Origin of the sequence: Pedobacter changchengzhani, assembly GCF_004354365.1 — a bacterium.
Taxonomy (GTDB): Bacteria; Bacteroidota; Bacteroidia; order Sphingobacteriales; family Sphingobacteriaceae; genus Pedobacter; species Pedobacter changchengzhani.
The window spans coordinates 272421-286501 of sequence record NZ_SJCY01000004.1; the positions used below are offsets into that span (position 1 = coordinate 272421).

Annotated in this window: 10 protein-coding genes; 6 read left to right on the top strand and 4 right to left on the bottom strand. The window is 36.1% G+C overall.

The genetic code is table 11. The features are described from left to right. Window positions 1–14: 14 nt before the first annotated feature. Complete coding sequence (locus tag EZJ43_RS08365; RefSeq protein ID WP_133262249.1) at window positions 15–2840, top strand: FAD-binding and (Fe-S)-binding domain-containing protein; 2826 nt, start codon at window positions 15–17, stop codon at window positions 2838–2840. Between the two features lie 373 nt (window positions 2841–3213). On the opposite strand, the gene EZJ43_RS08370 is transcribed toward EZJ43_RS08365, so the two are convergent. After that, entirely contained in the window at window positions 3214–4155 is a 942-nt protein-coding gene (locus tag EZJ43_RS08370; RefSeq protein WP_133262250.1) for an ion channel, read from the bottom strand. A 293-nt stretch (window positions 4156–4448) separates the two neighbouring features. Between EZJ43_RS08370 and trpD the strand changes: the two genes are divergently transcribed. From trpD to trpA, 4 genes are all read left to right on the top strand, one after another. Continuing rightward, on the top strand, window positions 4449–5435 hold the full coding sequence (gene trpD / locus EZJ43_RS08375; protein WP_133262251.1) for an anthranilate phosphoribosyltransferase: 987 nt from the start codon (window positions 4449–4451) through the stop codon (window positions 5433–5435). Beyond that, window positions 5435–6073, top strand: a complete 639-nt coding sequence (locus tag EZJ43_RS08380; RefSeq protein ID WP_133262252.1) for a phosphoribosylanthranilate isomerase — start codon at window positions 5435–5437, stop codon at window positions 6071–6073. Before trpD ends, EZJ43_RS08380 begins: the two co-directional genes overlap by 1 nt. 108 nt (window positions 6074–6181) lie before the next feature. Beyond that, window positions 6182–7363: a tryptophan synthase subunit beta gene (gene trpB / locus EZJ43_RS08385; protein ID WP_207924595.1), complete on the top strand. Its 1182-nt coding sequence runs from the start codon at window positions 6182–6184 to the stop codon at window positions 7361–7363. Window positions 7364–7442: 79 nt separating this feature from the next. Next, window positions 7443–8210, top strand: a complete 768-nt coding sequence (trpA, locus tag EZJ43_RS08390; RefSeq protein ID WP_133262254.1) for a tryptophan synthase subunit alpha — start codon at window positions 7443–7445, stop codon at window positions 8208–8210. A gap of 532 nt (window positions 8211–8742) precedes the next feature. On the opposite strand, the gene nhaA (EZJ43_RS08395) is transcribed toward trpA, so the two are convergent. The 3 genes from nhaA (EZJ43_RS08395) to EZJ43_RS08405 all read right to left on the bottom strand — a co-directional run bounded on the left by nhaA (EZJ43_RS08395) (window position 8743) and on the right by EZJ43_RS08405 (window position 12167). Then, the gene (gene nhaA / locus EZJ43_RS08395; RefSeq protein WP_133262255.1) at window positions 8743–9912 is read right to left on the bottom strand and encodes a Na+/H+ antiporter NhaA; all 1170 of its coding nucleotides are present in this window, start codon (window positions 9910–9912) and stop codon (window positions 8743–8745) included. A 412-nt stretch (window positions 9913–10324) separates the two neighbouring features. Continuing rightward, window positions 10325–11509: a Na+/H+ antiporter NhaA gene (gene nhaA, locus EZJ43_RS08400; protein ID WP_133262256.1), complete on the bottom strand. Its 1185-nt coding sequence runs from the start codon at window positions 11507–11509 to the stop codon at window positions 10325–10327. A 37-nt stretch (window positions 11510–11546) separates the two neighbouring features. Next, window positions 11547–12167, bottom strand: coding sequence for an L-threonylcarbamoyladenylate synthase (locus tag EZJ43_RS08405; protein WP_133262257.1), 621 nt, complete (start codon window positions 12165–12167; stop codon window positions 11547–11549). Between the two features lie 81 nt (window positions 12168–12248). Between EZJ43_RS08405 and EZJ43_RS08410 the strand changes: the two genes are divergently transcribed. Beyond that, on the top strand, window positions 12249–13910 hold the full coding sequence (locus tag EZJ43_RS08410; protein ID WP_133262258.1) for an FMN-binding glutamate synthase family protein: 1662 nt from the start codon (window positions 12249–12251) through the stop codon (window positions 13908–13910). The last annotated feature ends 171 nt before the right edge of the window (window positions 13911–14081 follow it).

Here is a 14081-nt window from a genome sequence, read left to right on the forward strand (position 1 = left end):
TATTTTTGTTTGTAATGAATAACCTAGCAGATTTACTCACAACCATCCTCCCAAGAGACCGAATAAAATCTCGTTTAATTGATTTGGTTGCTTTCGCATCTGACGCTGGTTTTTATTATTTGCGCCCTAAAGCCGTAGTTCAACCCATTTCTACGGATGAAGTACAAGCACTTTTTAAATTCTCGCACACGCACAACATTCCCATCACATTTCGTGCAGCGGGCACCAGTTTATCCGGACAATCAATTTCTGATGGAATTTTAGTGGATCTTAGTCAGTATTGGAATTTTGTTCGGGTAGAAGATAAAGGCGAAACAGTTAGGGTACAACCTGGTGTAATTGGCGCTATTGTTAATTCTGAATTAAAGCGTTATGGAAAAAAAATCGGGCCTGATCCAGCAAGTATAAATGCTGCGATGATGGGTGGCATTATTTCTAACAACGCAAGCGGCATGTGTTGCGGCGTAACTAAAAATTCTTATCACACCATAAAATATATCAAATTCGTTTTACCAAATGGCTTTATTTTTTCTACCGAAGTGGCCGAAGATTATGTTCGTTTTGAAGCAGAATTACCAGAGATTTTTACTGAAATTAAATTGTTAAGGGAAAAAATATTAACTGATCCATCTATTTATGAACTCATTAGACATAAATATAAAACTAAAAATACCGTTGGTTACTCTGTAAACGCATTTATAGATTATGAACATCCCTTAGATATTTTAGCGCATATTTTAGTTGGAGGAGAAGGTACTTTGGGTTTTATTGCCGAAGCAGTGCTTAAAACTGTGCCCGATTATCCTTTAAAAACCACATCATTATTATATTTTCCTGATATTTTTGCAGCCTGCAAAGCCATCGTTCCTTTAACTTTATCAGGTGCAGAAGCCGTTGAATTAATGGATAGGGCATCATTAAGGTCGGTTGAAAATATTAAAGGTGTGCCAGATGTTTTGAAAGTACTGCCCGAAAATACCGCTGCTTTATTGGTCGAATATCAAGGAAATACACAGCAAGAAATCGATACAAAAGCCAATCAATTTTTAAAAGTTAGCACTGATTTAAATTTACTTTATCCAGCTGTTTTTACAAACGATCCGACCGAGCAAGCTTTTTTATGGAAAATTAGAAAAGGAATGTTCCCATCTGTAGGTGCGGTTAGAGCAAGTGGTACAACTGTTATTTTAGAAGATATTGCTGTTCCTGTTAGCGAGTTGGGAAATGCAATATCAGATCTTCAATCTCTTTTTAGAGCTTACGAGTACGAAAACGCAATTATTTTTGGACATGCAAAAGATGGAAATATTCACTTTGTGGTTACTCAAGCATTCGAAACCCATGAGGAGATTTCTCGTTACGATAATTTTTTGAGAGCAGTTGTAGCCTTAGTTGTTGATAAATATAAAGGTGCATTGAAGGCCGAACATGGTACGGGAAGAAATATGTCGCCATTTGTAGCAACCGAATGGGGTAGTGGTGTTTACGAAATTATGAAGGCTTTAAAAGATTTAATAGATCCTTTAAATTTGTTAAATCCAGGGGTGATTATTAATGCAGATAAACAAGCGCACATTCATCATTTAAAAGAACTGCCCAAGGTAGAAGAAGAGGTGGATAAGTGTATGGAATGTGGTTTTTGTGAACATAAATGCCCAAGCAGGAATATCACTTTAACACCAAGGCAAAGGATTGTAGTTCGTAGAGAGTTGCTTAAACTAAAGGATAACAACGAAAAGGCCGACTATAAAAATCTTTTAAACGATTACCAATATGATGGTTTAGACACTTGTGCTGTTGATGGCTTGTGTGCAACTGCTTGTCCGGTAGATATTAATACAGGCTCGTTAGTAAAAAGATTGAGACGAGAAAACCACAACGCTTTTTCTAATAAAGTTGCCCTTATGGTTGCTAAAAATTTTAAAAGTGTTACGTGGTTTGTTCATTCTGTAATCAACATCGCTAATGGCATTAATAATGTTTTTGGCGCACGCGCGATGATTAATTTAACAAGAGGCTTGAAGAAAATTATTCCCGCAGTTCCGTTATGGTCAAATCAGATTAAACCCACAAAATATTTTTCGCAGTACTTAAATAAGACTTATCTGCATCCTGTACCGGGCGTAGTTTATTACCCAACTTGCATTAATAGGGTGATGGGCGGAAGTGCGTTTGGATCGAAAAATATTATTGATACTTTCATTAGTGTTTCAGAAAAAACAGGAGTGGATTTTATTATTCCAAATGATATTCAAGGTACTTGTTGCGGACAAATCTATTCTTCAAAAGGTTTCAGCGATGCTTACAAATTCAGTGTTAACGACACCGTAAGTAAGTTATGGACTTGGACAAAAGAGGGGAAATTACCTGTTGTGTTAGATATAAGTTCGTGTACACATACTTTAAAAGATTGCAGGCCAGCGCTTTCTGATGAAAATAAGTTGAAATATGATGCGATTAAGATAATTGATAGTGTAGATTATATATTAGAATATCTTTTACCCGTTGCAAAAATTTTAAATAAAAAACATAGCATTGTCCTTCACCCGGTTTGTTCATTAGAAAAAATGGGTACAGAAAATAAATTTCTCAAAATTGCACAACAATTGGCTATAAATGTAACGGTTCCCATTCACGCAGGTTGCTGCGGAATGGCAGGTGATAGGGGTTTCTTATTCCCGGAGTTAACCGAATCTGCAACAAAGCCAGAGGCCGATGAAGTTAAGAGTGGAAGCTACGAAGGATATTATTCATCTGCTAAAACCTGCGAAATCGCAATGTCTGATGCAGTTGGCAAAAACTATGAATCTATTTTGTTGTTGTTGGATGAGTGTATGTAAAAAGATAACATCGGATATTAAGTGATGTGTATCGATAAGTCAAACTCCCCGTTATTTTTAAGGCGGGGGTGGTTTCAATGCTGAATCCTTGATAGGTTGCGAGTCCGTTAGCAGGGTTTAGAGAGATGGTGGGTTATGTAATTCGCAACTCCCCTCCTTATTTTCAAGGAGGGGATGATTTGGGTTTGTGTGTTGGCGGGGGTGGTTGTAATCCTGTCATTTCATGCCTGAAGGCAGTCGATCGCGTTTTTCACCAGTACAAATCTTTTTATTGTAGGTAACGCTGAGTGTCTCTGCATCATGTCCCCCTTCCTTCTGAGGGGGCAGGGGGAGGATATACGCCTTATCATTTACTATTAGAGCTATTGTAATTCTACCCTTCAACAATTACACTATCTAACTTGCTGTAATCCAGTACAATTTTGCCTTCACTATTATGGTAGTACATCATTTCAAAACGGGCATTCATTTTAATATCATCTTCTTGATAACTCGTTCTGGTGTGAATAGTCTGCGAGAATGTATCATCAAATGCCTTCAATATTAGTATAATTTCTACTTGAGCTTGCTTAATATCTGCTAATGTTTTTTCAAATAGCGGGCTATCCTCATTTATGGGATGAACTAAAGTCCAGTTTAAGGACAACACACTTATTTTATCCCGTTCTAGCAGTAAAGGATAATAACTTCGTTTAGATTTTCCGTCAACAATTTCGTTAAATGTAATATACATTTGTGCTTCAATCTCAATTAAAGAATTTCTCCTTAAGTTTACCAAACGGCACATCAAGCCCATTTTATCTTGATAGGGCGAAATAACTATATTTTTGCTAAACGAAACTTTTGATGTTGGTCTGCTAAATCGGCCGTAAAGTAAGCCTGTGGCCAATGCGAAAGCAAGTAAACCCAACATACTTTCGAAAGCTGCTACAATGGATGTCATAAAACCTTGTGGCGAAATATGGCCATAACCAACCGTCGAAATTGTTTGTGCAGAGAAGAAAAATGCATCAAAAAATTGATCTCGTGGTGTTTTGCCCATTGCTCCGTTTAAATGCTCGATACCAATAATATTATAGGTAACTGCAAATAAGGTGTTTACGAGCAGGTAAACGATTAAAATAACTAAGAAAAAACGAGACCAGCCCATAGTAACCAACTTAGTATAGGTGTCATCAAATTTAAACCATGGCAAGCCTGTGCGTTCAATATTTGGAGTGCCATCAACATTTAAAGCACGTTGGTTTTTAACTACCGGATTCGAACTAAAACCCAAATCATCATTAAATTGTATTTTTCTTTTAAAAAAGGGCATATTTTTAATAAAGATTTTTGGATTTATAAAAATTATATCAATATTTGTTCCATACAAAAATGACAATTAAAAACTTAAATATCAACTGGTGGTGGCATAACGAAAATCGTTAGGCAAATTCTATTGTTGTATATTTTAAAAATATTCAAACATAATTAAAAGGATTGCCCAAAAAGCAATCCTTTTTTTTTTAACCGTCAGGCTTTAGAGGTTTTCCTTTAAGCTTGAACTTAGTTTAATAACTTATACTTTTCGTCATTCGTTCTTCGCAATGATGATTTTTTAAAGAGAAAATGAAAAAAATATTAGGTCATTTATTTGAGAATAAAAGTTTTAGTAGGGAAGAGGCGAAGCACATTTTAATATCGATTACGCAAGGTGAGTTCAATTCATCGCAAATTGCATCTTTTATTACGGCTTACGCCATGCGCAATATTACAGTTGATGAATTACAAGGTTTCAGAGACGCGATGTTAGATTTATGCCTTCAAATTGATTTTCAAGGCTATGATTTAATCGATTTGTGTGGCACTGGCGGGGATGGGAAAGATACATTTAATATTTCTACATTGGCCTCATTTGTTGTTGCAGGCGCGGGGCACAAAGTTGCGAAACATGGTAATTATGGCGTTTCTTCGGGTTGCGGTTCATCAAATGTAATGGAGTATTTAGGTTATACTTTTACCAATGATGAAGCGACTTTGAAAAGGAATTTAGATGATGCTGGAATTTGCTTTCTACATGCGCCGCTCTTTAATCCTGCAATGAAAATAGTAGCACCAATTAGAAAAGATTTAGGCGTAAAAACATTTTTTAATATGCTCGGTCCAATGGTTAATCCTTCGCATCCCAAATATCAAATGGTGGGTGTTTTTAGTTTAGAATTGGCACGGTTGTACAACTATTTATATCAAGACACCGACAAAAAATATACGATTGTACACGCTTTAGAAGGTTATGATGAAATTTCTTTAACCTGCGACGTGAAAACTTTTAGCAATAAAGGCGAAAGCATTTTAACTTTAAATGAAATGGGTTTCCAAAAGGTTGATCAAAATGCGATTAAAGGTGGCGATACAGTAGCATCATCAGCAAAAATATTTACAAATGTTTTAAATGGTACCGCTACCGAAGTGCAAAATAGCGTGGTGCTTTGCAATGCGGCATTGGCCATAAAAACGATAAAACAAAGCGCAAGTTTTGCCGATTGCTTTTATGAAGCCGAAGAATCTCTTCTAAGTAAAAAAGCTTTAACCAGTTTTAAAAAGTTAGTGGCCTAATGAAGCACCTAAAACTTAAAGTTTGTGGAATGAAATTCGCTTCGAATATTGCTGCTGTGGCAGATTTGGCGCCAGATTATTTGGGATTTATTTTTTACGAAAAATCGCCACGGTTTATTAGCGATGTTTCGGCAGAGCTGATTAAATATGTGCCTGCTGAAATTAAAACAGTAGGGGTTTTTGTGGATGAAGATTTGTTGAAGGTTAAGGAAAAGGTTAATCTGTTAAATTTAAAAGCAGTGCAATTACATGGGAAGGAATCGCCAGCTTACTGCATAGAATTAAAGGCTTCGTTTAGTCATTTGGAAGTGATCAAGGCATTTGGTATTGATGAAAATTTTGATTTTTCGATACTCGATGAATATGTAAACGGTGTTGATTACTTTTTATTCGACACTAAAACTGCAACGCACGGTGGCTCTGGTAAAACATTTAGTTGGCAAATTTTAACGAAATATACGCTGGCAAAACCTTATTTTTTAAGTGGCGGAATCGATTTAGAACAAATCATCGCGATAGCTGAGATAGAAGATGCAAGATTATATGCGTTGGATATTAACAGTAGGTTTGAAACAGCGCCAGGTTTAAAAGATGTAGCGCGTATTGAAAAATTTATAGCAGAATTAATTGAGAATTAATAATTCTTCGCAAAGCGGAAGATTAATCATCTTATAAATTTTACAATGATTATTAAAGAAATAAATTTATTCAATTCGGTTTTACCGATAAAGATTTGATAAAATATTATGAATTACAAAGTAAACGAAAAAGGATATTATGGAGATTTTGGTGGAGCATATATCCCTGAAATGCTTTATCCAAACGTGGAAGAACTGCGCCAAAATTATTTACAAATTATTGCTGAGCCTGATTTTCAAAAAGAATTTCATCAGTTAATGAAAGATTATGTTGGTCGCCCTTCGCCTTTATATTTAGCAAAAAGATTATCGCAAAGGTATGGCGCAAACATTTTTTTAAAGCGTGAAGATTTAAACCACACTGGCGCACATAAAATTAACAACACCATTGGCCAAATTTTGCTTGCCGAGAAATTGGGTAAGAAAAGAATTATAGCCGAAACAGGTGCTGGTCAGCATGGTGTAGCAACAGCAACGGTTTGTGCGCTGCGAAATTTAGAATGCGTTATTTACATGGGCGAGGTGGATATAGAGCGCCAAGCACCAAACGTTGCGCGTATGAAAATGTTAGGTGCAAAAGTCGTTCCTGCAAGTTCGGGTAGTAAAACGTTAAAAGATGCAACAAATGAGGCGATGCGCGATTGGATTAATAACCCAATTGATACACATTACATCATCGGTTCGGTAGTTGGGCCACACCCTTATCCAGATATGGTTGCGCTTTTCCAATCAATCATTTCTGAGGAGACCAAAAAGCAACTTATAGAACAAACAGGAAACGATCAACCTGATTATGTTTTAGCTTGTGTTGGCGGTGGAAGTAATGCAATGGGTATGTTTTATCATTTTATGGATGATGAAAATGTACAGTTAATTGCAGTAGAAGCAGCTGGAAAAGGCGTTTCTAGTGGTTTTTCTGCAGCTACAACTTATTTAGGTAAAGAAGGGGTTTTACATGGCAGTAGAAGTATTTTAATGCAAACTCCCGACGGACAAGTTGTAGAACCACATTCGGTTTCTGCAGGTTTGGATTATCCAGGTATTGGCCCACAACATGCACACTTATTTAAAACTGGTCGTGGAAAATATGTTTCCATTACCGATGAAGAAAGTTTAGAAGCGGGTTTACTTTTAACGCAACTTGAAGGCATTATTCCTGCAATTGAAACCGCACATGCATTGGCTTATTTAGAAAAAATGGAGTTTAAAGCAGGTGATAATGTTGTGGTTTGTTTATCCGGTAGGGGAGACAAGGACTTAGATACGTACATTAAATATTTTAATTTATAGATATGAGACAATAGATATGAGATATTAGACTATGAGTCTATTTCTCAAATCTCAAATCTCAAATCTCAATTCTATTGAAATGAACAGAATAAAACAACTCTTCGAAAAGAAGAAAAATATATTATCTATTTATTACACAGCAGGTTATCCTGATTTGATAGATACAGTTAGAATTGCTGAGGCTTTAGAGAAATCTGGTGCTGATATGCTCGAAATTGGTTTTCCGTATTCAGATCCTGTTGCCGATGGGCCAGTTATACAGGCGAGTAGTAAGCAATCGCTGGATCAAGGCATGACGCTGAATATTTTATTTGGGCAACTGAAAGAATTACGTAAAAACGTAACCATTCCGGTGTTATTAATGGGCTATGTAAACCCTGTTTTGCAGTTTGGTGTAGAAAATTTTTGTAAAGCTTGTGCCGAAGTTGGTGTTGATGGGTGTATCGTTCCAGATTTGCCAATGGTTGAATATGAAGAATTTTACAAAGGTTATTTTGAAGAACATAATTTAAGTAATGTGTTTTTAATAACGCCGCAAACTGCTGATGAACGCATCAAAAAAATCGATAGCCTCACTAATGGTTTTATTTATTTGCTTTCTTCGTCGGCTACAACAGGTAAAAATTTAGAGGTTGGTAATACTACCGAGGCGTATTTCAGTAGAATTCAGAATATGAATTTGAAAAACCCAACTATGATTGGTTTCGGGATAAGCGATAAGCAAACTTTTGATAAGGCTTGCGCATATTCGAATGGGGCAATTATTGGTACCGCATTTGTGAAAGCGATTGCTAACGGTAATATTGAACAGAATGTTAGTGATTTTATGAAAAACTTTAAAGGTTGATGATTTTATAGATTAACTGAAATGGCGGGACGAGGCTGTCTCAAAATTAATATTGAAATTTATTAGACAGAATAATATTGTGGGCGGTCGTCATTCCCGCGCAGGCGGGGAATCTTAATGGGACAAAATGACTAATAAATCAGTTCCTACCAATGCATTAAGATACCCAGTCGAGCTGAGTATGACGATAACGCCAAATTTAATTCTTTTACAATTTCTTAAATTGTCGTTTTGAGACAGCCTCTTTTTTTTTGAAAACAAAGTTTATTTCTGAATTTATATTGCCTTTTAGCCACATTTCGATCATTAATCATTAGAATTGATATTTTATCAATGGTTTTTGAACATCGCTAGCGTTAACGATTGCAACGATATCCTTTTTGGTTTTTTCTACCAAAAAATAAAGTGGAAAGCGTGTTAAAACGCCCAAATCTAATCTTAAATAAGTTTTAATTATCGAATTGAGTTTTCTAAGCTTCGACCTCCAAGTGTTAAATATTATCTTTTTTGCAAACTAAATCGAAAATTTAGCTTAACGTTTCGAGGCATTAAATTTTAAGAAGAAAAATCCAACTGCACCAGAAAAAACTGAAGCTGTTAAAATAGCAAATTTTGCTTCTGCGATATGTAAAGGGTCGACAAAAGATAATAACGAAATAAATATCGACATGGTAAAACCGATCCCGGCTAACATTCCAATGCCTAATATATGTTTCCAATCCGCTTTACTCGGTAACTTAGCAAATTTGGTTTTAACGGCAATCCAAGAGAATAATGAAACACCAATTGTTTTACCAACGAATAACCCAAGGATAATGCCCAAGCCCAACGGAGAAATTAATCCCATTATCATTTCCTTTTCGAAAGTGATATTTGTATTGGCCAAGGCGAAAATCGGCATAATTAAAAACGCAACTGGCTTAACCAAAAAATGCTCTAGTTTTTCTAAGGGCGATTCTTCGTCGGTATCGTTAGTTGGAATTGTGAATGCCAAAATTACGCCAGCAATTGTAGCATGAATGCCCGAATGGTGTACCAAGTACCAAAGCAAAATTCCAGGAATTAAATAAAACCAAAGCGACTTTACGTTAAAATAGTTAAGTAATAATAGTATTGCAATTATGCCACCGGCGATGTATAAATAGTTCCAATGAATTTCATTCGTATAAAAAATGGCAATAACCGAAATCGCACCTAAATCATCGACAATAGCCAACGCAGCCAAGAATATTTTCAAAGAAGCTGGAATACTTTTGCCAAGCAAAGCTACAATTGCCAATGCAAAAGCAATATCAGTCGCCATCGGAATTCCCCAACCTTTTGCGGTTGCTTGCCCATTATTAAAAATAAAATAAATAGTCGCCGGAATAATTATGCCGCCTAAGGCAGCAAAAACGGGTAAGGTAGCTTTTTTAATGGTTGATAATTCACCTTCAATCAGTTCTCTTTTTATTTCTAAGCCAACCAAAAGAAAAAATATAGCCATTAAGCCATCATTAATCCACGCAGAAACGCTATAAACAATAGGAGTAGAGCCAATATTGAAACCTAAGGATTGAGTTAGTAAATTTGAAAAATTAGATGCGTAGCCAGAGTTTGCTATTAATAATGAAACGACTACGCAAAGTATAAGTACGATACCGCCATTTTTTTCCGAATCAAAAAATTCTTTAAAAACGGTTGCATTTATTTTTTTTCTCATAATTACTGTTTAAAAAATTCGTGTGCTCGTAAATGTTTGTTAAATATTGAGCGGCCGAAACGGATTATTATCCGAAACACAAAGTTAAAAAAAACGCTAACTTGAGTTTGATATTTTTCATTAATTTAATCAAAAACCTGCATTTAATCTTTAATATTTTTTCGGCTTCTGTTGAATTTGAAACGCTAATGATTACTAAGCTGAGTTCGATAATTGTTTTATTGGAAATAGTGCTCCATTGGCATTACACTTAGGCTCATCGTCTTGCTGTCCCGACTTCTCGGGATCAGCAACTTTCCTGCTACAAAGACCCTGAACTGAATTCAGGGTGACGGCCGCTCTAACCAAAAACCTGAGTTTAATTTTTAATTTTTTTTTTGGATTTCTGTATAATTTGAAACGCTAATAGGTGCTAAACTGGAACGTTTTCACCAACCAAGTTATCGTCAGAGTTTAGTGATTTTAAAAATACAAAACCGACAATACCAGAAAATACTGAAGCAGTTAAAATTGCAAATTTTGCTTCTGCAATATGTAGAGGATCAACAAAAGAGAGCAACGAAATAAATATCGACATCGTAAAACCGATCCCCGCCAACATACCTAGGCCTAATATGTGCTTCCACCCTGCACCTGTAGGCAAATCTGCAAATTTTAATTTAACAGCGAGCCAACTAAAAAGTGTTACGCCAATGGTCTTGCCGGCGAACAAGCCAAAAATAATACCCAACCCCAATGGGGATATTAAACCCTTTAACATTTCTTTTTGAAACGTAATGTTGGTGTTCGCTAAAGCAAAAATCGGCATAATTAAATAACTAACGGGCGTAGTTAAAATGCCTTCCAATCTTTCTAATGGCGATTCAACTGCTGTATCGTTTGTGGGGATAGTAAGTGCTAAAAGTACACCTGCAATGGTTGCATGGATGCCGGAATGATGTATAAAATACCATAAAAATATGCCAGGTATTAAATAGAAGAAAAGATTTTTTACGCCCATATAATTGAACAAAATTAGCAGTGCTAAAATTCCTCCGGCATAAGCTAAGTATTCGAAATGAATTTGGTTGGTGTAAAAAATTGCGATAACCAAAATTGCGCCTAAATCATCAACAATGGCCAAGGCAGCAAGAAATATTTTTAAACTTACAGGAACACTTTTTCCCAAAAGAGAGATGATGGCCAGCGCAAAAGCAATATCAGTTGCCATCGGTATTCCCCAACCGGCGCCTGTTTCTTTACCAGTATTAAACAAGAAATAAATTAAAGCAGGAAACAACATGCCGCCCATTGCGGCAATTACTGGTAATGATGCAGATTTAACTGTTGATAATTCGCCTTCAATTAGCTCGCGTTTAATTTCTAAACCAACCAACAAAAAAAATATGGCCATTAAGACATCATTTATCCATGCTAAAATGCTGTAATTTACAGTGCCAAAACCAAGTTTGGTTTCTAAAAAAGCTTCAAAGGTTTCTTTTAAATCGCTATTTGCAATAAAAAGAGAAATTGCAACACAGAATAAAAGTATAATTCCACTTACTTGGCCTGATCGAAAAAATTTATTGAAAATATAGAGATTAATGACTTTAGCCATTCTAATAGATTAAGTGAAAAAAATTGGATTTTAATTTTTAAAGATAATCTTCGATATTACCTTTTCCTTCTCGAAGGATTTCAATTTCACCGTTGGTAAAATCAATTATCGTAGATGCTTCATTATCTCCGTAACCGCCATCAATAACTAAATCTACTAAATTCTCATATTTTTCATGTATCAGTTCTGGATCGGTCGAATATTCAACCAATTCATCATCATCTTTTATCGATGTTGATAAAATAGGATTGCCGAGTTCTTTCACAATACAACGAGCAATATTATTATCAGGCACACGAATACCAACAGTTTTTTTGTTAGAACTTAACAAATTCGGTACGTTTTTGCTCGCATTAAAAATAAATGTAAAAGGACCCGGAAGTGCTTTTTTTACAATACGAAAAGTTGTATTGTCAATTGGTTTTATATAATCAGCAATGTGGCTTAAATCGTGACAAATGAAAGAAAAGTTAGCTTTCTCTGGTTTTATTCCTCTAATTCGGCAAATTCTTTCTATCGCTTTTGGGTTTGAAATGTCGCACCCTAAACCATAAACAGTATCGGTAGGATAAATAATAATTCCGCCCTTTTTAAGTACCTCTACAACTTGCTCAATTGCTTTTTCATTTGGATTTTCTGGATAAATCTTGATTAACATAGTGTAAAAATAACAAATTTATGGTGCCACTTGTTTAATATTATTAATCTTTGTATCATTAAACTTATTTATTCCTAAAACATGAGAAAAGCTTTTATTGCGATAGCCGCATTTTTAGTTGCACTTACTATTTTATTGGGCTTAACGTACACGCCACTGTGGTGGATTTCTATTTTCACGTTTCCGATTGTTATACTTGGTATTTACGATTTAATTCAACCCAAACATAGTATTGTAAGAAACTACCCCGTTGTTGGTCGGTTGCGTTACCTAATGGAAGATATACGCCCTAAAGTTTATCAATACTTTGTAGAAAGTGATACCAACGGTACGCCATATAGCCGATTAAATAGATCGTTAATCTATCAGAGGGCCAAGCAAGAAAATGATACAATTCCTTTTGGAACCCAACTGAATGTTTACGATAATGGCTACGAATGGTTAAGCCACAGTATTGCTGCAATTTCTCATCACGAGCTAAATTTAGATCCTCGGGTACTTGTAGGTGGGCCAGATTGCAAGAAACCGTATGCTGCAAGCATTTATAACATTTCTGCAATGAGCTTTGGTTCTTTAAGCCAAAATGCAATTTTAGCTTTAAACGGTGGTGCCAAAATGGGTAATTTTGCGCATAACACTGGCGAAGGGGGCTTGAGTGATTACCACCGACAGCCAGGTGGAGATTTAATTTGGCAAATTGGTACGGGTTATTTTGGATGCCGAAATCAAGATGGAACTTTTAATCCTGATGCATTTGCAGAAAGAGCGAATACAGATCAAGTTAAAATGATCGAAATTAAATTGTCGCAAGGCGCAAAACCTGGTCACGGGGGGATGTTGCCCGCAAAAAAAGTAACGCCCGAAGTGGCACGAATTAGACTGGTGCCAGTTGGGAAAGATGTATTGTCTCCTCCATCGCACTCGGCGTTTAACAGCCCGATAACTTTATTAGAATATGTAAAAACATTAAGAGATCTTTCGGGTGGTAAACCCGTGGGTTTTAAATTGTGTATCGGTCGGAAGTCTGAATTTTACTCCGTTTGTAAGGCCATGGTAGAGACTGGTATTTATCCTGATTTTATTACGGTTGATGGAGGCGAAGGTGGCACAGGTGCTTCTCCACAAGAATTTTCAAATTCAGTTGGTATGCCTTTAAGAGAAGGCGTTGCTTTTGTTTACGATGTGTTAAATGGTTTTGACCTTAAAAAGCATATCAAAATTATTGCCGCCGGCAAAGTAGCTACTGGTTTCGATATTGTAAAAAATATTGCTTTAGGTGCCGATATGTGTAACGCTGCACGAGGAATGATGTTTGCTTTAGGTTGCATACAGGCGTTGGAGTGCAATAAAAATACTTGCCCAACTGGTGTTGCCACGCAAGACCCAAGTTTGATGAAAGGATTGGTGGTTGAGGATAAAACGGTAAGGGTAAAAAACTTTCACAATTTAACCGTGGCAAGTGCCGTAGAACTTTTAGGCGCCGCAGGTTTAAGAGAACCAAATCAGCTTACACGAGCATATATTAGTAGAAGAGTAAGCCCAAATTTAATTCAGAGTTATTTAGAAAGCTATCCTTATATTCCTGCCGGAAGTTTATTACAAACACCGTATCCTTCGCGTTTTGAGTTAGGAATGGCACTGAGTACCTCAAAAAGCTTTGCACCAACAGATTATAAGGTTTCTGCGGTTGATTATGCACATGCAAATCCTTACGCAGATAAAACTTTTGAGAACGAGAAATAAAAAAAAGAGGCTATCTCAAAATTCATTTTGATGATTTGTTAGAAGAATAATATTTTGCAAAGTCGTCATTCCCGTGAAGACGGGAATCTTAAAGCGATAGAAAGGCTATGAATTATTGCCTAAAAAGCATTAGGATGCCCAGTCAAGCTGAGCATGACGAAACCGCCAAAT

Coding starts and splice junctions, on each gene's coding strand:
- EZJ43_RS08365 (WP_133262249.1), top strand. CDS start 15: ATGAATAACCTAGCAGATTTACTCACAACCATCCTCCCAAGAGACCGA.
- EZJ43_RS08370 (WP_133262250.1), bottom strand. CDS start 4,155: ATGCCCTTTTTTAAAAGAAAAATACAATTTAATGATGATTTGGGTTTT.
- trpD (WP_133262251.1), top strand. CDS start 4,449: ATGAAAAAAATATTAGGTCATTTATTTGAGAATAAAAGTTTTAGTAGG.
- EZJ43_RS08380 (WP_133262252.1), top strand. CDS start 5,435: ATGAAGCACCTAAAACTTAAAGTTTGTGGAATGAAATTCGCTTCGAAT.
- trpB (WP_207924595.1), top strand. CDS start 6,182: ATGAATTACAAAGTAAACGAAAAAGGATATTATGGAGATTTTGGTGGA.
- trpA (WP_133262254.1), top strand. CDS start 7,443: ATGAACAGAATAAAACAACTCTTCGAAAAGAAGAAAAATATATTATCT.
- nhaA (WP_133262255.1), bottom strand. CDS start 9,912: ATGAGAAAAAAAATAAATGCAACCGTTTTTAAAGAATTTTTTGATTCG.
- nhaA (WP_133262256.1), bottom strand. CDS start 11,509: ATGGCTAAAGTCATTAATCTCTATATTTTCAATAAATTTTTTCGATCA.
- EZJ43_RS08405 (WP_133262257.1), bottom strand. CDS start 12,167: ATGTTAATCAAGATTTATCCAGAAAATCCAAATGAAAAAGCAATTGAG.
- EZJ43_RS08410 (WP_133262258.1), top strand. CDS start 12,249: ATGAGAAAAGCTTTTATTGCGATAGCCGCATTTTTAGTTGCACTTACT.